At 63.1% G+C, this 18,567-nt stretch carries 15 protein-coding genes and 2 pseudogenes; 14 read left to right on the top strand and 3 right to left on the bottom strand.

Annotation, left to right across the window (positions count from 1 at the left end; genetic code table 11):
- The first annotated feature begins 71 nt into the window (after nt 1-71).
- Both ACQVLG_RS16940 and ACQVLG_RS16935 read left to right on the top strand, forming a co-directional pair.
- A complete protein-coding gene (locus tag ACQVLG_RS16940; protein ID WP_474290299.1) occupies nt 72-1,712 on the top strand; it encodes a histidine kinase in 1,641 nt (546 codons plus the stop codon).
- Nucleotides 1,709-2,248 (top strand): annotated as a pseudogene (locus ACQVLG_RS16935) (LytR/AlgR family response regulator transcription factor); the annotation flags it as partial. The gene ACQVLG_RS16940 and the pseudogene ACQVLG_RS16935, both read left to right, overlap by 4 nt.
- 174 nt (nt 2,249-2,422) lie before the next feature.
- Here the strand turns inward: ACQVLG_RS16935 and ACQVLG_RS16930 are convergent.
- The gene (locus tag ACQVLG_RS16930; RefSeq protein WP_474290298.1) at nt 2,423-3,295 is read right to left on the bottom strand and encodes a M90 family metallopeptidase; all 873 of its coding nucleotides are present in this window, start codon (nt 3,293-3,295) and stop codon (nt 2,423-2,425) included.
- A 230-nt stretch (nt 3,296-3,525) separates the two neighbouring features.
- Nucleotides 3,526-4,026: a winged helix-turn-helix domain-containing protein gene (locus ACQVLG_RS16925; protein ID WP_223278908.1), complete on the bottom strand. Its 501-nt coding sequence runs from the start codon at nt 4,024-4,026 to the stop codon at nt 3,526-3,528.
- Nucleotides 4,027-4,492: 466 nt separating this feature from the next.
- Between ACQVLG_RS16925 and ACQVLG_RS16920 the strand changes: the two genes are divergently transcribed.
- The 12 genes and pseudogenes from ACQVLG_RS16920 to ACQVLG_RS16865 form a co-directional block, all read left to right on the top strand.
- Entirely contained in the window at nt 4,493-4,738 is a 246-nt protein-coding gene (locus tag ACQVLG_RS16920; protein ID WP_474290297.1) for a hypothetical protein, read from the top strand.
- 396 nt (nt 4,739-5,134) lie between these two features.
- Entirely contained in the window at nt 5,135-6,139 is a 1,005-nt protein-coding gene (locus tag ACQVLG_RS16915) for an ABC transporter substrate-binding protein (protein WP_474290295.1), read from the top strand.
- Between the two features lie 36 nt (nt 6,140-6,175).
- Nucleotides 6,176-6,991 (top strand): ABC transporter permease, encoded by an 816-nt coding sequence (locus ACQVLG_RS16910; RefSeq protein ID WP_474295679.1) that lies wholly within the window; start codon nt 6,176-6,178, stop codon nt 6,989-6,991.
- Nucleotides 6,992-7,002: 11 nt separating this feature from the next.
- A complete protein-coding gene (locus ACQVLG_RS16905; protein WP_230541760.1) occupies nt 7,003-7,794 on the top strand; it encodes an ABC transporter ATP-binding protein in 792 nt (263 codons plus the stop codon).
- A gap of 122 nt (nt 7,795-7,916) precedes the next feature.
- Nucleotides 7,917-9,797: a sensor histidine kinase gene (locus ACQVLG_RS16900; protein ID WP_474290293.1), complete on the top strand. Its 1,881-nt coding sequence runs from the start codon at nt 7,917-7,919 to the stop codon at nt 9,795-9,797.
- 46 nt (nt 9,798-9,843) lie between these two features.
- Nucleotides 9,844-11,169, top strand: a complete 1,326-nt coding sequence (locus ACQVLG_RS16895) for a sigma-54-dependent transcriptional regulator (RefSeq protein ID WP_474290291.1) — start codon at nt 9,844-9,846, stop codon at nt 11,167-11,169.
- 68 nt (nt 11,170-11,237) lie between these two features.
- Nucleotides 11,238-11,564 (top strand): hypothetical protein, encoded by a 327-nt coding sequence (locus ACQVLG_RS16890; protein ID WP_474290289.1) that lies wholly within the window; start codon nt 11,238-11,240, stop codon nt 11,562-11,564.
- A 69-nt stretch (nt 11,565-11,633) separates the two neighbouring features.
- Nucleotides 11,634-11,888 (top strand): hypothetical protein, encoded by a 255-nt coding sequence (locus ACQVLG_RS16885; RefSeq protein ID WP_474290287.1) that lies wholly within the window; start codon nt 11,634-11,636, stop codon nt 11,886-11,888.
- The gene (locus ACQVLG_RS16880) at nt 11,840-12,316 is read left to right on the top strand and encodes a hypothetical protein (protein WP_474290286.1); all 477 of its coding nucleotides are present in this window, start codon (nt 11,840-11,842) and stop codon (nt 12,314-12,316) included. The genes ACQVLG_RS16885 and ACQVLG_RS16880 overlap by 49 nt, the downstream gene beginning before the upstream one ends.
- A gap of 92 nt (nt 12,317-12,408) precedes the next feature.
- Complete coding sequence (locus ACQVLG_RS16875) at nt 12,409-14,727, top strand: T6SS effector phospholipase Tle3 domain-containing protein (RefSeq protein ID WP_474290285.1); 2,319 nt, start codon at nt 12,409-12,411, stop codon at nt 14,725-14,727.
- The gene (locus ACQVLG_RS16870; RefSeq protein ID WP_474290283.1) at nt 14,724-15,500 is read left to right on the top strand and encodes a type VI lipase adapter Tla3 domain-containing protein; all 777 of its coding nucleotides are present in this window, start codon (nt 14,724-14,726) and stop codon (nt 15,498-15,500) included. The genes ACQVLG_RS16875 and ACQVLG_RS16870 overlap by 4 nt, the downstream gene beginning before the upstream one ends.
- A 23-nt stretch (nt 15,501-15,523) precedes the next feature.
- Nucleotides 15,524-16,336: pseudogene (locus ACQVLG_RS16865) on the top strand (hypothetical protein); the annotation flags it as partial.
- A 128-nt stretch (nt 16,337-16,464) separates the two neighbouring features.
- On the opposite strand, the gene pbpC reads toward ACQVLG_RS16865, so the two are convergent.
- The gene (pbpC, locus tag ACQVLG_RS16860) at nt 16,465-18,561 is read right to left on the bottom strand and encodes a penicillin-binding protein 1C (protein WP_474295678.1); all 2,097 of its coding nucleotides are present in this window, start codon (nt 18,559-18,561) and stop codon (nt 16,465-16,467) included.
- Nucleotides 18,562-18,567 lie beyond the last annotated feature (6 nt).

The following is an 18,567-nucleotide window of genomic DNA, read 5'->3' as shown; positions in this document are numbered from 1 at the left end:
CTGCACGAACGGCACCGGGGAGCATGGAAATGTTGCAAAGGAGTAGCAAATGAGCGGCTACAATGCCCGCCATGCCCTCCCTCTTCCGCTACCTGTTGCTGTGCTGCCTGGCCTTGCCCTCTTTCGCCTGCGCCATGCATCCGCTCTGGCTGGGCGAAGGCTGGCGCGCCTGCGGCAACACGCCGTCCGCGCCCGCCGCCACGCTGCGGCAGTTGCTCCGGCCGGGCCAGCTGCTGTGCGTCGAGCGCGAACTGGTCCTGGCCGCCACGCCCTCGTCGACGCAGCTGCTGGTGCTGTCGGCGCTGGCCGCCAGCGAGCTGTGGCTCGATGGTGTCTTGATCGGCAGCAATGGCCAGCCGGCCCGCCAGGCTGTCGATGAAAGGCCGGGCGACATCGATTTCGCCATCCACCTGACGCCGCAACAGTTGACCGTGGGCAAGCACCACCTGCGCCTGCTGCTGTCGACGCAGCAGGCGCCGGCCCGCCTGGCGTCGCCATTGTATGCGCTGTACCTGGTCGACCGGCAAGATTACCGCGCGGCGCTGGCCTGGTACAGGCTGCCGCCGCTGCTGCTGGCGGGCGCGCTGGGCGCCGTCGCTTTGCTGTTCCTCGCCTTGACGGTGCTGTACCAGCGGCAGCGGCACTGGGCCATGTTTGCCGCGCTGTGCCTGGTGGCGGCGCTGCTGCTGGTGGTGGAACTCTGGCGCAGCGTTACCGGCTATGCCTACCCCTGGCACTTGCCGCGCCTGTATGCCGTCAGCGCCCTGACGTGGCTGTTTTCCGCCCTGCTGCCCCTGTATTTTTATACGGCGTACCGCCTGCCCCGTTGGCCGCTGGCGGCGGCGGTGTTGCTGGCGTGCAGCGCGCTGGCCGGCGCCTTGCCCGCGCATTTCGACGCCAGCTGCTGGCTGATGTTTATGACGGGTCTGGCGGCGAGCCTGCTGCTGAACCTGGGCGCCCTGTGGCGCCGCCTGCCGGGCAGCCGCGGCGGCACCTTGATCGCGCTGGCCTCGTGCACCCTGTTCCTGCTGACGGGCAGCCAGTTTGCCGAAGGCGGCTTCGCCCTCGTCGTGTGCTTCTTGCTGCTGCCCCTGTGCGCGCAATTGCTGGCCCAGCTGTTGAGCGAACGCGGCAAGGCGGCGCGCGCCCGGCAGCTGGAAAACCAGCTCTTGCGCAAAAGCATGCAGCCGCATTTCCTGATGAATTCCTTGAGCCTGATCAGCGAACTCAACGCTCAATCGCCGCAGGCGGCCGAAACCTTCATCGAGGCGCTGGGGGCCGAGTTGCGCATGCTCAATGAATTTGCCCAGCAGCCCAGCATCGCCCTGACGCAGGAACTGGCCCTGTGCCAGAACTACCTGAGCATCATGGGCACGCGGCTGCAGCAGCCGTGCAGCCTGCTGCTCGATGGCGACGCGGCGGGCATCGCCGTGCCGCCCGCCCTGTTGCTGACGGCGCTCGAAAACGCGTTCAGCCACAACCGCTACCGCCACGGTGCCCACTTCGTGCTGCGCAGCGCCAGGCTTGCGCAAACGCAAATACTTACGCTGGTCCTGCCCGAAGGCGAGACGCGCCCCCATGCGGGCAGCGGCGTGGGCGAACAGTACATCCGCGCCAGCCTGCATGCCGTGTTTGGCGATGCGGCCCACTATGCCAGCGAACAGCATCAGGCTGGCTGGCGTCTCACTTTTACCCTGCCGGCGGCCCCATGAACGTATTGATACTGGAAGATGAACCGCTGATCGCGCAAGGCCTGGAACGCGAAGTGCGCACGCATTTCGGCGCGCGACTCCGCAATCTCGTGCTGCATGACAATGTCCCGCAAGCCCTGGCCGCCCTGGCGCAGAAGCAGGGGCAAGAGCAGGTCGACTTGCTGCTGCTGGATTTAAATTTGCATGGCGCGGACGGCTACGACCTGCTGCGCCTGGCCCAACAAGCCCCATTCCAGACCATCATCGTCTCGGCCCACGCGGAGCGCTCGATCACGGCCTTCGAATTCGGCGTGCTCGACTTCGTTGCCAAGCCCTTCAGCCGCGAACGGCTGCACAAGGCGCTGCAGCGCTATACGGGGCGGCATACGCAAGCGGCCTCGCTGGCCGTCAAGAAACGGGGCGCGCTGGAATGGATCGCCATGGCCGACATCGATCACGTGCAAGCCGATGGCCACTACAGCAATATCGTGCTGCGCAGCGGCGAACAGTGTTTTCATGACTTGCCGATCGACAAGCTCATGGCCCTGCTGCCGCCCCACTTCCTGCGCGTGCACCGCTCCTACCTCGTCAACAGCCTGGGTTTCAAGCGGCTGCAGATCGCCGCGGGCGGCAAGTACGTACGCACTCGACACGCAGACCAGCACGGGCATTCCCGTGTCGCGCAGCAGCTATCCCGCGCTGAAACGGCGGCTGCTGGGCTGAAGTCCCGTTTACCAGTGCGGCGCAAAGTTCGGGAATGGAGAGGCCATGTGTTCGGGTTCCACGGGCGGCGCCATCCAGTCGCGCGGGTCAACCTTGTAGTACTGCAAGAATTGCGCGTACAGTTCTTCGTGGTGCTCGGCCATCTGGTACGGCTTTTCAAAGAAGGTTTCCGTGGCCACGGCAAAGAATTCGGCGGGATTCGTGGCGCCGTAGTGGTCCATCACGCTGTGCTGCTGATAGATGGCGTCGTGGCGCAGGTTGTCGAAGTCGCGCGACAGCACGGTGGCCCAGCTGCGGTAGCTCGACACGCTGGGCAGGTAGGGCGCGCCATTCGCGGCGCCCGATTCGCTGTCGAGCTGGTGGGCGAATTCATGCAGCACCACGTTGTGGCCATCGGTCCAGTCGGCCGCCCCGCGCTGCACGTGGTCCCAGGCCAGCACGACGCGGCCATCGCCCCAGGATTCGCCCAACAAGCCGTTGGCCGATGGCGTGACGACGCCGCCCGGCCCCACTTCATCGCGCGTGACGATGAATTCCGTGGGATACACGAGGATGGTGTCGAGTTCCGGATACACCTGGGTCTGGCGATTGAGCAGCAGCAAGCACGCCTGGCCGGCGATGGTGTAGCGCATCTCGTCCGTGATCTCCAGGCCGCCGCAACCGACGAATTTCTTCTGATACAAAAATTGCACGACCAGGCGGCGCAACTGTTCCTGCAGCGGCGCCGGCATATGCCGGTAGACGGGAATATTGCTTTCCAGCACGGCCAGGCCTTCGGCCGGCAAGGGTTTCGCCAGGGCCCGCTTCAGGCGCCAGCGGGGGAACCACAGCGAAAAGACGATGGCTGCCGTGACGAGGGCGATCCACAGCAGCGGGTTCATGCGGCGGCCCGCGTCAGGACAATGAAGGCATGGGGGCAGGAAAACACGGCGTAGGCAGACAAGGACAGCTCCTTCAAGTGAACCCGCGCGTTGCGGGCGGCAGTCCAGCCCACATGGGGTTGATTAATATCTTTTCAATCCGCTAAGGTCAAAGGGCTTGCCCCAACGCCAAAAGCCGGGCAGCAACCCGGCTTCTATTACGTCACAACGCCTGACAAAACCGATAGGTTTTACTCGGCCGACTTTTGCTGTGGCGCGCCAAACAAGGCGGCCACCAGCGGATCGCGCGTCACGGGACCGCGGTTGACGCGGATGGCGTAATGCGTGTCATCGGCCAGGATGTGGAAGTGGCGGCCGCTGCCTGCCATGCTTTGCTCGCGCAAGCCGGGACGGTCCTTGCGCGGTGGCGCGCCTTCGCGTTTCGGCTGGACGATGGCGGCCAGGAAGGCGCGCACGCGCTCAGGGTCCGGCGTCAGCTGGTACACTGCCTTGCCCAGGTAGGTGGCGGTGCCTTCAATGTAGCGGGCCAGTTCGATCACGCCCGCTTCGCGCAGGTCGCGGATGTATTTGCGGGCGCCCGATGGCGAAAACTTGAGGAACCAGGCGATTTCGTCGGCCAGCATCTCGTGCAGCGACAATTCACCGATCAGCTTTTGCATGTTTTCGATGCGGCGCAGGGTGGCCGACGTCGAACGCACGCGCTCGATCGGTGCCATGGAAATGGGATTCATGCGTTCCGGGGGGATGGGTGCTGCGCGTTCGACCATTTGCGAGCCTTTTTCGGGGCTACGAAGTTCCTGGTGCGCTGCCTTTAATTCGCTCTTCACGTGAGACTGAGTCATTGCATGCATTTGAATACTCCTTTTAAACGATTGCCGGTAGCCCGGATTGTTAAGTTCTTGGCAATTTTTATACCAGAACGCCACGAATCCTGAGCGTCTGGACACAGAATGCCTGTGCCGGCGGCGCTGGTCTGTGCGTTAACGAACATTAGAAGCAAGAAAGTGAAAAATATTTCCCTGTTGAATCATTTCTCTCGTGGCATCTAAAAAAGGCATCTAAAAAAACACTGTGTCCATTCATGGCGCAAAGTGAAATAGCGAACAGAAGCAGAGTCGCCATTGCAATAAATTCAAGCTTCGCGCGCGGCGCCTGCCGCCCGCACCGCGATCCTTCGACTCTTGCAAAGGAAACATCATGAAAATGCCTGCCCTAATGCCTGCCCTGTGGGCCACCGCCTTGCTCGTCACCTTGTCCGCCTGTAAAAAACCGGCCGAAGCGCCCCTGCCCGAAACGGCGCCGAATCCCGCCTCCACGCCACAAGTGATGCCTGCCCCCGTCACGCCAGCCATGCCGGAAGCGGGTCCGGGCAGCACGACGCCGCCTGCGCCGCTGACCGATCCCGCCACCGCGCCCGCCCTGCCGCCCGCCACGCCGAAATAAGGCGACAGACGAAGGCCTCCATCAGGCGCCCACGCGGCGCCATCCCTACTCCACGGGGGAGTTACGCGTTGCCAGCCGGTTTGCAACGCGTTTTTTTACGTTTGGAGTCGCCCGCGCCATGAAGGTTCACCCGTATCTGCGGCGCCGGCACGCCTCGCCAGCAGCGGCCGCAATGCGGCAATCCGCACAGTCTTTCCCCTCGCCGTGCGGAAAGGCGGAATCTCGCCATTTCCCATTTTCAATAGATTCAAATTAAGCCTTTATAAACAATCACTTGCAATAAACGCCAAAATGCGCTCCACTGGCACGGAAGATGCTTTTATATTTTCATAAGCGCCATCAGAGCGGCAGCCTCACCCAATATAAAAACCATCTACCTTTTTTGGAGACAACAGCATGGCAAGCACCTTCCGCATCTCGTCCTTCCTCAACACCAAGGCACTGGCCGTGGCCGTCGCCCTGGCCGCGCAATTCCCGCTGGCCGCCCATGCGGCCGACCTGGTTCGCCTGGGCAACCTGAAATTCGCCCATTACGGCGCCGTCGCCTACATGAAGGAAATCGCGCCGAAATACGACTTGAAGATCGAGGAACGCATCTTCGCCAAGGGCCTCGACATCGTGCCGGCCATGATCGCCGGTGAAATCGACGTGTCCGCCAGCGCGCTGGAAGCGGCCATCACGGGCCGCGCCACGGGCTTGCCCGTGTACCTGGTGGGCGGCTTCGCCAAGGGCGGCGTGCAGATCGTCGCCAGGCCCGACCTGAACATCAAGGATATTGCTGGCTTGAAAGGCAAGAAAGTCGGCGTCACGCGCGGCGGCCCGCAGGAAATCCTGCTGTTTGCCGAACTGACCAAGGCCAAGCTGACCTGGTCCGACAAGCCGGGCAAGGACGTGCAGATCCTGTACATGGGCTACCCGGACCTGAACCAGGCGCTCCTGACCAAGGATATCGACGTCATGAGCCAGTCCGAACCGTACTCGACGCAGGCGATCCACAAGAAATACGGCGCGGCCGTCATCAAGCCCTACGACACGCCGCTGGGCGAGCCCGTGCGCGCCCTCGTGATGACGGAAAAGATGTACAAGGAAAAGCCGCCGGCCGTGGCCCAGCGCTTCATGGATTGCTTCGTCGCCGCCACGCGCGCCTTCCTGGCCGACCCGAAACTGGCGGAAAAATACGTGCGCGAATCGATGTTCAAGAACCAGATCACGTCCGAGGATTACCGCGACGCCATCGACAACGCCATCTTCACGGAAGACATCACGCAAAGCCACGTGCAGCTGACCACCGACTACATGGTGAAATTCGGCGTGGGCCGCATGGCCAAGGCGCCTGCCGCCAAGGATTGGGTCAAGCTGGACCTGCTGGAAAAAGCCAAGAAGTCCTATGTCCCACGCTAACCACGACCTCGCTAATCTGAAAGTGTCACGATGAATATGCAAATGATGAAACGCTTCGCGCATGGCGCCGCCGTGCCCGTCGCCGTGCTGCTGCTGTGGCAAGCCATGTCGACCTTCGGCTGGATCAACCCGCAAATCCTGCCTTCGCCCGTGGCCGTGCTGGTGAAATGGTATGAATACCTGATCCCCATGCAAGCGTACACGCCCGAAGCGGGCAACTACCTGGTGTGGATGTTCTCCGGCGAACTGCCGCACGACGCCTGGGCCAGCCTGTCGCGCGTGCTGGGCGGCTTTGCCATCGGCGCCGGCCTGGCCTTGCCGCTGGGCTTGCTGATGGGCACCAACAAGACCATCTATAAACTGTTCGACCCGCTGGTGCAGGTGCTGCGCCCGATTCCGCCGATCGCCTACATTCCGCTGGCCATTTTATGGTTCGGCCTGGGCAACCCGCCCGCCTTCTTCCTGATCAGCATCGGTTCCTTCTTCCCCGTGCTGATGAATACCATCGCCGGCGTGCGCCAGGTCGACGGCATTTATATTCGCGCCGCGCGCAACCTGGGTGCCAGCCAGATGACCATGTTCCGCCGCGTCATCCTGCCGGCCGCCACGCCGTACATCCTGGCCGGCGCGCGCATCGGCATGGGCACGGCCTTCATCGTCGTGATCGTGGCGGAAATGATCGCCGTCAACAGCGGCCTCGGTTTCCGCATCCTGGAAGCACGCGAATATTTCTGGTCTGACAAGATTATCGCCGGCATGTTTACCATCGGCCTGTTCGGCCTGGCCATCGACATGGCCATGAATGCCCTGAATAATCATTTGCTGCAGTGGCACCGCGGCCTGGAACACTGAGAGGAACGGCCATGACCACGATCAATATCAATGCAGTCAATAAAATCTTCACCACGGGCGGCGCGGACGTCATCGCCCTGAAGGATATCAACCTGGAAATCGCCAGCGGCGAGTTCATCTGCCTGCTGGGACCGTCCGGCTGCGGCAAGTCGACCTTGCTGAACGCCATCGCCGGCTTTTCGCAGCCGACGTCGGGCCAGATCCTGGCCGGCGGCAAGCTGATCACCGAACCCGGCCCCGACCGCGGCATGGTGTTCCAGGAATATGCGCTGTTCCCCTGGATGACCATCGAAAGCAATATCGCTTTCGGCCTGGAAATCGCCGGCAAGACGCCGGCCGAAATCAAGGAGCGGGTCGACATGCTGCTGAGCATGCTGGGCTTGACGGAATTCCGTACCCGCTACCCGAAAGACTTGTCCGGCGGCATGCGCCAGCGCGTGGCGATCGCCCGCGTGCTGGCCCTCGATTCGCCGATCATGCTGATGGATGAGCCGTTCGGCGCGCTGGACGCCTTGACGCGGCGCAACCTGCAAGATGAATTGCTGAAAATCTGGAAAGTCTTCGGCACCACCATCGTGTTTGTGACGCACTCGATCGAGGAATCGATCTACCTGGCCGACCGCACCATCGTCATGACCTACCGTCCCGGCACCATCAAGCGCGACGTGGCCATCGAACTGCCCCGCCCGCGCGACCCGAGCGACCCGGAGTTCAACCGCCTCAAGCGCATGCTGGGCGAGATGGTGATGGAAGAGCAGCAAAGGCACCATAACGCGGAAACCATGGCCAGCACTGCTGATTAATTGCCGCGCAAGCTAATCCGAAAGCAAGTGCCGGGGTCGGACCTTAAGGTCCGACCCCAGTCTTCGACTTGCGGGTTTCAGCCTTACAATACCGTCGTAATTAACCCGACACACGGAGCACCATGGCATTCGGCAAATGGCCCCTGAGACAGCTGCTTGCCCCCCTGCTGGCCGTGGGCTCGCTGGTCGTGCTGACGTGGGCGTCGTATGCCTGGGTCAAGCAGCGCCAGCTCGATGAATTGCACCGCACGCTAGATTCGCGCGCGGAACTGTATGCGGCGTCCATCGGCGGCGCCCTCAACAAGTACGAATTCCTGCCCCTGGCCGTGGCCCAGAGCGATGCCGTGGCGCAATTGCTGGAACAGCCTAGCGCCGGCAGAGTGACGCAGATCAATGCCTACCTGGTCGACATGAACCGCCGCGCGGGCGCCTTTGCCGTCTACGTGCTCGACGCCAAGGGCACCACCCTGGCGTCCAGCAACTGGCAAGACCGCAGCTCGTATGTGGGCGTCAACTACGGTTTCCGGCCCTACTTCAAGGATGCGATCGCGGGCGGCATCGGCCGCTTCTACGGCATCGGCTTTTCCACCTTCGAGGCCGGCTATTTCATTTCGCAGCCCGTGCAGCGCGACGGGCGCATCCTCGGCATCGTCGCCGCCAAGGTCAACCTGGACTGGATCGAGCAATCGTGGCGCACGCCCGGCGCCGGTGAACAGATCTGGGTCAAGGATGCGAATGGCGTGATCATCCTGGCCACCACCCCCGCCTTCAAGTTCAAGACGCTGGCGCCTTTGTCGCCGGCCGCCAAGAAAGACATCAGCGAACAGCGTCAGTTCCTGCAGGAAAATCTGCCCATCTTGCCGCACCGCGTCAGCCGCCAGTTCGCCGACGGCGCCAGCGTGATGACGCTGGAACGCCCGCAGACGAGCGACGCCCCCGCCCTGTCCGGCAATGCCGACAAGGTGGACTATCTGGCCGTGAACCGCGCGCTGGGCCCGCTGCAATGGCAAATCACCGTGCTGGCCGAGCTCGACCAGGTCGATGAGGCGGCGCGCAACGCGGCCATCGCCGCCGCGCTGGGCTGGGCCTTGCTGCTGCTGGCCCTGATGTATGCGCGCCAGCGCCGGCGCCGCATCGCCGACAAGCTCAATGCGCAGCAAACGCTGGCCCGTGCCTATGAACAGCTTGAAATCAAGGTCGAGCAGCGCACGGCCGACCTCGTCCACGCGAACGGCCGCCTGCAGGCGGAAGTGGCCGAGCGCGAGCGGGCCGAGCAGACCTTGCGCTACGCCCAGGCGGAACTGGTGCAAAGCGGCAAGCTGGCAGCCATCGGCCAGATGGCGGCCGGCGTCACGCACGAGCTGAACCAGCCGCTGGCCGCCCTGCAGACGTTTTCCGACAATGCCAAGGTGTTTTTGGCACGCGGCCAGATCGACGACGCGCTCGACAACCTGTCGACCATTTCCGACCTCGTCAAGCGCCTCGGCTATGTCACCTCGCAACTGAAAGGCTTTGCGCGGCGCAGCGACGATGCGCGCAAGCCCGTCAGCGTGCGCCAGGCGTTTGCGCAAACCATGCTGCAAATCCGCACGCGCAAGAACTCGCAGCGCCTGACCCTGCATGAAAGCTGGCTTGAGGACGACATCATCGTGCTGTGCAACGCCATCGGCCTGGAACAGGTGTTTACCAACCTGATCACGAACGCCATGGATGCCGTGCCGGAAAGCGAGCCCGTGCAGATCTGGTTCCAGGTGCGCCGCGAAGGCGACCTCGCCGTGCTGCATATCACCGATAATGGCCCCGGCATCCCGCTCGCTTCGCTCGACAAGATTTTCGACCCCTTCTATACCACCAAGGAACACGGGCTGGGCTTGGGATTGTCGATCAGCGCTGGCATACTGCGCGCGGCCGGCAGCGCGCTGGCCGTGCGCAACCGCAGCGCGCAGGAAGGGGGCGGCGCGCAATTTACCATCACCCTCAGCTGCGCCCCGGGGGAAAAATAAAGAGACAGAGGAAACACCCGATGCATGAGAATAATTTTTTGAGGGCATGCAAGTGCTGCTGGTGGAAGACGACGCCGTCGTGCGCAAGGGCGCGCGGCAATCGCTGGAACTGGCGGGCTTGCAAGTGACGGCCGTCGCCACGGCCGAGGAAGCGCTGCCCTACCTGGTGCCGGAATTTGCCGGCATTTTATTGAGCGATATCAAGCTGCCCGGCATGGATGGCTTGAAACTGCTCGATATCGCCGTGGCACAGGATGCCAGCCTGCCCGTCATCCTCGTTACGGGCCATGGCGACGTGTCGATGGCCGTGGGCGCCATGCGCCGTGGCGCCTACGATTTCATCGAAAAACCGTTTTCCGCCGACTTGCTGGTGGAAGTGTGCCGCCGCGCCCTGGATAAACGCCACCTGGTGCTGGAAAACATGAACTTGCGCCGCCAGCTCGAACAGCGGGTCGGCATCGAGGCGCGCATCGTGGGCCGCAGCGCCGCCATGGCCAAGGTGCGCCAGCTGGTGCTGAACCTGGCGCCGAAGTCGGCCGACATCATTATCCTGGGCGAAACGGGCACCGGCAAGGAACTCATCGCCCGCTGCCTGCACGACTTCAGCGAGCGGCGCGACCACCCTTTCGTGGCCATCAATTGCGGCGCCCTGCCCGAATCGATCTTCGAATCGGAACTGTTCGGCCACGAGGAAGGCGCGTTTACGGGCGCGCAGCGCCAGCGCATCGGCAAGATCGAGTACGCCAATGGCGGCACCCTGTTCCTCGACGAAATCGAAAGCATGCCGCTGGCCCTGCAAGTGAAACTGCTGCGCGTGCTGCAGGAGCGCCAAGTGGAACGGCTCGGCTCCAACAAATTGATATCCGTCAATTTCCGCGTGATCGCCGCCGCCAAGGAAGATTTGAATGTTCTGGCGGAACAGGGCAAGTTCCGGCCCGACCTGTATTACCGCCTGAACGTGGCCAGCCTCACGCTGCCGGCGCTGCGCAACCGGCGCGAGGATATCCCCCTGCTGTTCGAATTTTTCGTGCTGCAGCAGGCGGCCCTGCGCTATGGCCAGCCGGCCGCCCTCGTCAGCGGCGAACTGATCGCCTCGCTGATGGCGCAGCGCTGGGCCGGCAATGTGCGCGAGCTGCACAACGTGGCCGACCGCTTCGTGCTGGGCCTGCTGGACGATACCCTGAGCCCGGCCGGCTGCCGCGAGGCGTCGCTGGCCGAACAGGTGGACACCTTCGAGATTTCCATCATCGAGGAAGCCTTGCGCCGCCACAATGGCAACGTCATCGACGCGGCCGCCAGCCTGAATATCCCGAAGAAAACCCTGTACGACAAACTCAAGCGATTTGACATCTCGACGGAACAGTTCCGTTGATCTGAAGCAAATGGCCGACACAGCCATGCGGCGGCGTCCTACCCGTGCGGGCGGTCTCCTGTGTGAGAATGCCAGTTCTTACTCACTTCTGCACAGGACACCGCCATGAAAACCGCCGCTCTCTTGCTGGCCGCCACCCTGATGACCGTCGGCGGCGCCTGGGTGCAAGCCAGTCGACGACGAATGTGAACCAGACGGGCAACCACACCAACAATGCCAACGATCCAGGCCAGCAATCGGACCAGTCCGACAAGCTCGACAACAAGGGCAGGCTGATCCACGACGCCAAGCCTGCCAAAACACGCACGGACAAGCGCACGCGGCGCGGCAAGCCGACGGCGCCGCCAGCGTCCACCCCCGCTGTGCCCAGCATCCCCGTCGCCCCTGCGAAATAGGGTCAGCGCTGCGCCACATTGCTCCAGGGCACGCTATCATCACGCCTTTACAAGATAGCCGGGATGACAATGAAAGCAGCATGGCAAGTGTTGGTGGCGGCAGGCGTACTGGCGGCCGCGGGCGTACAGGCGGCGCCGACGGTCGGCGAGTGCATGGAATTGACGACGGGCGTCAAGTTCAGCAAGAACAATGGCGACGCGCAAGTCAACGTCGAGGAAGTCTTCGAAGGCAAGAAACTCAAGGGTATCCAGCTGATCCTCGACGGCGGCGTCTTGTGCTGGCCACGTCCTACCAGGACATCCGCGACGGCCAGGTCTTCCTGACGGGCACGGTCCATTACAACGAAGACGGCACAGTGCGCAGCAAGAACGTCTACGCGCCGCAGTCGGCCATCCCCGCCAGGATGCGCCCGGGCCAGGAAGTGCGCGTGCAATTCACGGACACGCAAACGAGCACCCACTACCCGCTGGCGGGCCTGTCCGACAAGATCACCACCTCCACGCGCACCGATCAACGCGATTTCTCGATCACCTTCCTGGGCTGGGAGCGCCTGGAACTGGGCGGGCGCCGCTTCCCCGACGCCTGCAAGTTCGAACTGCGCGACGTGGGCGGCAAGAGCAAGGGTAAAAGCGGCGAATACGTGTGGTACGCGCAGGGTTTCGGCGTGATCATGACGGACAAGCTGGACCAGGATGGCGACGTGCAGCCCGCGTACCGCATCGCGCTGACGAAGATCATCAGCGCGCCGTAAGACCGCATTCTTTCCCGCAAAGTTTGCGTAATCGCAACTAATCCGCCATCGCGCCTCTCTACACTGTCCTGACTGGTCAGCATGGAGTGGCGATGGCGTATCCCAAACTTCCCTACACCAGCGGCAAGAGCACCGCCCTGCTGCATTGCGGCCGCATGCAGGATGCCATCGTGCGCATCCGCCCTGAACTGCCCGGCAACATCATCGTCATCCATGGCGTCAACGATGTGGGCACCAGTTTTGGCGCCGTGGAAAAGGGTTTATGCCAGGGACTCGACGCGCGCATGTATGGCGGCGGCCACGTGTTCACCCCGGCCGCCTACCGTATGCCGCAGGAATCCGACAAGCGTGAAGTGATCGCCGATCCGGACGCCATCTATTTCAAGCGCAAGCCTGACGATACGACGTACAGCCCCGTGATCCCGTTTTACTGGGGCTTTCGCGAACAAGGCAACGCCAGCAAAGTGGTCAACGGCCAGAACACGGACCGCTACGGCAACCGCCTGGACAAGGACATGTCGAAGAACGGCGGCCCGTTCGGCAATGCCACCAACACCCTGCCCGACATGTGGAACAAGGGCTTGTTCTCGCCCTACGACGTGGGCGGCGACCCCGTGCGGCCCCTGATGACGGCTCCCGGGCGCATGTATATGGTGCTGGCCGCCAAGCGCCTGGCCGCGCTCATCGCCATGATCCGCGACTACGACAGCAATGACGTGGTTTCCATCGTCGCGCACAGCCAGGGCTGTTTGATCTCGCTGCTGGCACAGGCCTTCCTGCTCGACGAGGGCAAGCGGCCCGCCGACACCTTGATCCTCACGCACCCACCCTACAGCCTGGTGGAAGACACGACCATGTTCTTTGGCGCGGCGGAATCGAGCCGCATCTTCGGCGGCGGCCAGGATGCGGTCATGCGCAAGCAGTACATGGCCATCAACGACCGCCAGACCTTCCATGCGCGCCTGCAGACGCTGGTGCAGATCGTGCAGGGCGTGGTGGCAAAAAAGCATGCCACGCCCGCCTTTGCGCAGATCAAGGATCATGCCGTCTGCCATGGCATGGCGGGCGCGGCATGGCGGGCGGAAGCGGACCGCGACAACCGGGGCAAGGTCTACCTGTACTTTTGTCCCGAAGACATGACGGTGGCGCTGGACAATATGCAAGGCATCGGCTGGCAGGGCGTGCCCGATCATCAGAATGGCCATGGCCTGTCGAAAACCGAGGGCAAGAAAGACGGAGGCATCTGGGGCGCCGGCCCTACTCAGTGGGACAAGCAATACCAGATGCGCAAGCCGCTGGCCGAACTGGGCGCAGGATTTTACCAGCGGGTCTTTACCAACAAACAGCGGTCCGATGCAGCTGAAAAAAACAGCGGCCCGGTACTCGTCGGGCTGCCGCCGCACGACTTCGCCCTGCGCCTGGAAGACGAGGACGACCACGCCCACGTGGCCGGCGCGAACCGTGGCCATCGCGGCAACCATGACGAGGCACCATGGCCGCCCGTCAAACCCGGCAAATGGAATATCTTTTCCACGGCAGCGGGCCGGCGCGAAGGCTTGCGCACGATCAATGGCGAAGCGCTGCGCGTGCCCAGGGCGGCCGTGCTCGACGGCGGCGAAGTCAAGCCGGCGCAATTCCCCAAGGATTCCGACCAGGCCAAGCTGCCGCGCGACCAGCAAGGACCGTGCGAAGAAGTCGATCCGATCGATGCGGCCATTGCCATTACCAGTAAAAAAGGCGTGCGAAAACTTCCGAGAGAAGTCGTCGACGATCCTCGCCCCCTGCACGACCGGAAATCGGAATACAACTATGGCCCCTTCAGTCCGTCCGCACTCAAACAGGTGGAGCAAGCTCTCAATCTGGGCAAAGAACCGGGAGACTGGCGCAAGCTGGAACGCGTGGCCCGCTACCCGCGCGGCGGTGACCTGCTATACATCGATCCGCTGGAAACCCCGAACCAGGCGCGCAAGCGCTGGCAGAACGAGGTCAGCCCCAAATCCTTCCACGGCGCCATCATCGGCAACGCGGAAAACCACCGCAATGTGACGGCGTATGACGTGGCCATCGGCAGCGGCAAGGCGAGCAGCGATCCGCAGTTTTACCGGTATTTGTGTGCGGTGGCGGATTGGCGGCTGCAACGAGATGCACTGATACCTCACCGGCCGTCTATTCGCAGATGGGAAGAGTTCCTGACGCAATTTGGCGTCTATTGGGCATCTGAATCCACGCAACGCAGACAAATTATCGAAGGTAATGCCCAATACTACAGTTCGGGAGTGCTACCGGCCTGGTTACCTGACCTGCAAGCTGGCCTGCCCTCCACCGTCGTGTGTGAAACCGTAACGGGCAGACGCACCGAATCGGTCATCACGCCAGTCGTTCACAAAGCCAGCGATGACATCCCAAAATGAACAACTTGCTTCCGCGCTTGACGTATCCGCTCATTGCTAGCCTTGGTGCACTGGCACTGCTACTGCTTTGGTCTGCACTGAGCAATCACTCACCTTTCTTGCTGGAGGCAACGATGAGCAGCAAAATATGGAAACACCTGAGATGGCTCTTGCTGATCCCGCCCATCGTGGCGGCCGCATTGCTTGGTGCACGCTGGCTGCACTCCTCCAAGCCTGTACCCATCGCAAAGCCGCAAGTGCAGCAGGCGGCGCCTACAGAGCAGGAAAAGCGGGAATATGTGCTGGAAGTGATCGGTCTTGGCGTCACCCTGGACAAGTATCGTCAGGACAAGCTTTGGGAAGCCCTGCAGAAGGGAAACGCCTATGCCAGCATCCGCGAACAGGACAAGGAAAAATATCCATGGGATGCCATGGAAAGATCGGGAATGTCGGGGGGCCGCAGTGGTGATGCGCTGGAAAATGGCGCAAAGTACATCCCCATGTATTTTGGTGTGCCCGTGTTTAACGCAGAACCACCGATCTTTAATTCACGCATGCTGGACCGCCCCGATGCGCCGGTAATAGGTTTGGCCGCTGGCGCCGCCCCCTCCGGCCTGCACTGGCATCTGTTCATTGCGGTCCGCGCCGCTTCAGTGAGCATCCGGACCGCATCCTGGAAGACGTGTTCGCTTTTTTTGACGCCAACCCCGATGTACCCTACATCGTACTCAATTCCGAAGACAGCACGCCCACGCGCGATCTGTACCGGCCAATTGATTCGCCATCACTTGTGAAGGATGGCCGCTACATCCCCGAAATGCCCGACGCCTCCGCCCTGTTCGTGCTGGCCCGGCGCGAACGCATCGATGCCGTGCGCAAGTTTGCGTATGACGATGCGCCGCCCGAGGACAGCGTCGATGATTTGAATACCTACGGCGTGGCGCGGCGCTTGTATTTGGCCTACTATGATTTGATGGGTACAGTACCGCAGGCACGCCTGGAAACTGATCCCACAGCCATCACCCGGCGCCAGCCCAGCATCGCCGAATGGCTGCCCGTCGCCGCGCAATTCGCCCGGCGTTCCGACATCCGCGGCACGGGCAGCTTCAGCATGCTCGACAGGCTCCAGCACAAGACCTATCAGCCGCCGAAAGACTGGCAACCCACGCCCTGGTTTCCCCTGCCGTTCAACAAGGAGCAGCTGGCGCAGCTGGACCGCCTGCCCACCTTCGGCTTCCTCCACCGGCCCACTTTTATCAAATTGACGGATGAACACGGCAAGCCGCTGACGCGGCGCGACCAGCGCGAACACGCCCTGCAGGCGGGCTGGCAGCAAGCCTTGCGCAGCCTGCCGGAAACCGAACGTCCCGCCGCGCCGGCGCGCCTGGTCGCGGCGACGGGCGGCAATCAGGCGCAGCTGCTGGCGCTGCACAAGACTTTGCTGAAACATGCGGAAGATGGCGGCACGGAGCTCGACAGCGGCAACACGGCGCAATGGATCGATACGGACCGGCGCCTGGGCAACACGGGCGCGGCCACCCTGTTCGTACAGATGGCCATCGGCGTGATGGGCAGCTACCGCGATGGCGGCGTCAGCGCGGTGGTGAACCTGCGCAACCCGGACGAGGCGACCATCGTGTGCTGGTCAGCCCGCCATCGGACGAAAAGCGCCGCACGCAAAAACACCCGCACGGCGGCGACGTGCTGCGGCACTACGTCACGCCGGCCATCGACCCGGCGAACTATCCATCGAATTGATTATTTTCCCTGTGCGGCCAGCTGCGCCAGGGCATTGCCCCGCACCTGGAATGCCACCTGCACCACCGTCTTGCCAGCGTCATCGACGAGAGCCAGCGCATGCTTGCCGGGCACGGGGCGCCAGCTGATGCTCTCCGCTGCGCCGCCCATATCCTTACCGTCGAGCACCCAGCGCAAGCCGTGGCTGCCTTGCGCCTGGAAGAACACGCGCTGCAGGGCGGGCGGGATGTCGGGGTCGATGGCGAGGATGCTGTCCTCGGCCGGATAGACGATGGCGGGCGGCTTCACGGTGTCCCCCAGCACGGCGATGACGGGGCTTTCCGTGCCGGCAATAAACCATTCGCGGCGCGGCGCTTCCAGCGCGGGCTGGTAGGCCACCATTTGCTGCAGCACGCCTGGCGGCGCTTTCGGTGCATGGCTGGGCACGTTCTTGTGCAGATAATCCATCACGTCGCGCCACACGGGCGCGGCGCCCGTCACGCCCGACACGTCCCACATGGGCTTGCCATCGAAATTGCCCACCCACACGCCCACCGTGTAGCGCTCCGAGTAGCCCATGCACCAGTTGTCGCGCATGTCCTTGCTCGTGCCCGTCTTGACGGCGCTCCAGAAATTCGTCCCCAGCTCGTTGCGCAAGCCAAAGGTCATGCTGCGCGCGGCACGGTCGGCCAGGATATCGCTCACGATGAAGGCGGCGCCCGGCTCCATCACGCGGCGCCTGTCCTTGTCAGCCTGCCCCGGCTGCAGGCTGGCTGTGCTGTACAGCCCGCCATTCGCCAGCGCGCGGTAGGCGTTGGCCAGTTCCAGCAGGGTTACTTCCGACGAGCCCAGCGCCAGCGACGGGCCGTAGTATTCGGCCGGTTCCGTCAGGCTGGACAGGCCCACGTCCTTCAGGCGGTTATAAAAACCGTCCTGCCCCGTCAGCAACACCGTGCGCACGGCGGGAATGTTCAGGGAACTGGCCAGGCTGGTGCGGGCGCTGACGTAACCCTTGAAATTGCGGTCGTAGTTTTGCGGCGCATACATGCCGGACGCCGTGGCGACGTCGAGCGGCGAGTCGTCCATGACGGAGGCAGCCGTCATCAGGCGGCGCTCGATGGCCAGCTCATACAGGAAAGGCTTTAATGTGGAACCGGCCTGGCGCAGGGCCGTCACGCCATCGACGTGGCTGCCGCCCGCATTGCCCACATAGGCGAGGATCTCGCCGCTGCGGTTATCCAACACGATGATGGCGCCGTCGTTGACATTGCGCTCGCGCAAAGATCCCAGCTGCTGGCGCAGGTTTTCCTGGGCGAAACGCTGCAGCGCACCGTCGAGCGTGCTGGCGACTTGCGCGCCCGGCTGCTTCAGCAATTGCTGCGCCACTTGCGGCGCAGGCGCCAGGTCGGCGTACAGGGCCGTGCGCTGCAAGGCCGTTTGCACGCGCTGGCCGATCAGCTGGCAGCTGCTGTCCATGCGCCATTCTTTCGCCAGCGCGCAGGCACGGCGCGTGACGGCGGCCGGCGGCGCATTCGGCGCCCGCACGAGGCTGGCCAGGATGATGCCATCCGTCTGGTTCAGGCCCGACGGCGCCTTGCCGAACAGGCTGTACGAGGCGGAGGCGATGCCCTGCAGCTCTCCCCGGAACGATACGAGGTTCAGATAGGCCTCGAAAATCTGCGCCTTGCTCCAGCTATCCTCGATGGCTTGCGCGGCGCGCATCTGGTCCCATTTCTGGCGCAGGCTGCGTCCGCCCGCTTGCGCCTGCAAGTCAGCATCGAGCTGGCCCGCCAGCTGCATGGTGATGGTCGAGGCGCCACGGGCTTTCTTGGCAAACAGATTGTCCCAGGCGGCCGTGGCCAGCGCGGACACATCCACGCCGCCATGGCGCATGAAGCGCTGGTCTTCCGCCAGCAGCACGGCCTGCTGCACGGCGGGGGAAATATCGGCCAGCGGCACCCACGGCAAGCGCCGCACTTTCATGTCCACGCGTAACGATTGCAACGGCGCGCCGCCGCGGTCCAGCAATTGCGCTTCCGAACTGCGGTAAGCAGCCTGCACCTGGGCCGGCGTCAGGACCGCCTCGGCGAAGACCGGGCTGGCCAGCAGGCAGCCCATGATCAA

Source organism: Janthinobacterium sp. TPC_1 (assembly GCF_056037845.1).
Note: the sequence above shows the minus strand (reverse complement) of the source record. Positions and strands in the feature narration are given on the sequence as shown.

What these genes read in the sequence shown, in the direction of transcription:
- ACQVLG_RS16940 (WP_474290299.1), top strand. Translation starts at nt 72, where the DNA reads ATGCCCTCCCTCTTCCGCTACCTGTTGCTGTGCTGCCTGGCCTTGCCC.
- ACQVLG_RS16930 (WP_474290298.1), bottom strand. Translation starts at nt 3,295, where the DNA reads ATGAACCCGCTGCTGTGGATCGCCCTCGTCACGGCAGCCATCGTCTTT.
- ACQVLG_RS16925 (WP_223278908.1), bottom strand. Translation starts at nt 4,026, where the DNA reads ATGAATCCCATTTCCATGGCACCGATCGAGCGCGTGCGTTCGACGTCG.
- ACQVLG_RS16920 (WP_474290297.1), top strand. Translation starts at nt 4,493, where the DNA reads ATGAAAATGCCTGCCCTAATGCCTGCCCTGTGGGCCACCGCCTTGCTC.
- ACQVLG_RS16915 (WP_474290295.1), top strand. Translation starts at nt 5,135, where the DNA reads ATGGCAAGCACCTTCCGCATCTCGTCCTTCCTCAACACCAAGGCACTG.
- ACQVLG_RS16910 (WP_474295679.1), top strand. Translation starts at nt 6,176, where the DNA reads ATGCAAATGATGAAACGCTTCGCGCATGGCGCCGCCGTGCCCGTCGCC.
- ACQVLG_RS16905 (WP_230541760.1), top strand. Translation starts at nt 7,003, where the DNA reads ATGACCACGATCAATATCAATGCAGTCAATAAAATCTTCACCACGGGC.
- ACQVLG_RS16900 (WP_474290293.1), top strand. Translation starts at nt 7,917, where the DNA reads ATGGCATTCGGCAAATGGCCCCTGAGACAGCTGCTTGCCCCCCTGCTG.
- ACQVLG_RS16895 (WP_474290291.1), top strand. Translation starts at nt 9,844, where the DNA reads ATGCAAGTGCTGCTGGTGGAAGACGACGCCGTCGTGCGCAAGGGCGCG.
- ACQVLG_RS16890 (WP_474290289.1), top strand. Translation starts at nt 11,238, where the DNA reads ATGCCAGTTCTTACTCACTTCTGCACAGGACACCGCCATGAAAACCGC.
- ACQVLG_RS16885 (WP_474290287.1), top strand. Translation starts at nt 11,634, where the DNA reads ATGAAAGCAGCATGGCAAGTGTTGGTGGCGGCAGGCGTACTGGCGGCC.
- ACQVLG_RS16875 (WP_474290285.1), top strand. Translation starts at nt 12,409, where the DNA reads ATGGCGTATCCCAAACTTCCCTACACCAGCGGCAAGAGCACCGCCCTG.
- ACQVLG_RS16870 (WP_474290283.1), top strand. Translation starts at nt 14,724, where the DNA reads ATGAACAACTTGCTTCCGCGCTTGACGTATCCGCTCATTGCTAGCCTT.
- pbpC (WP_474295678.1), bottom strand. Translation starts at nt 18,561, where the DNA reads ATGGGCTGCCTGCTGGCCAGCCCGGTCTTCGCCGAGGCGGTCCTGACG.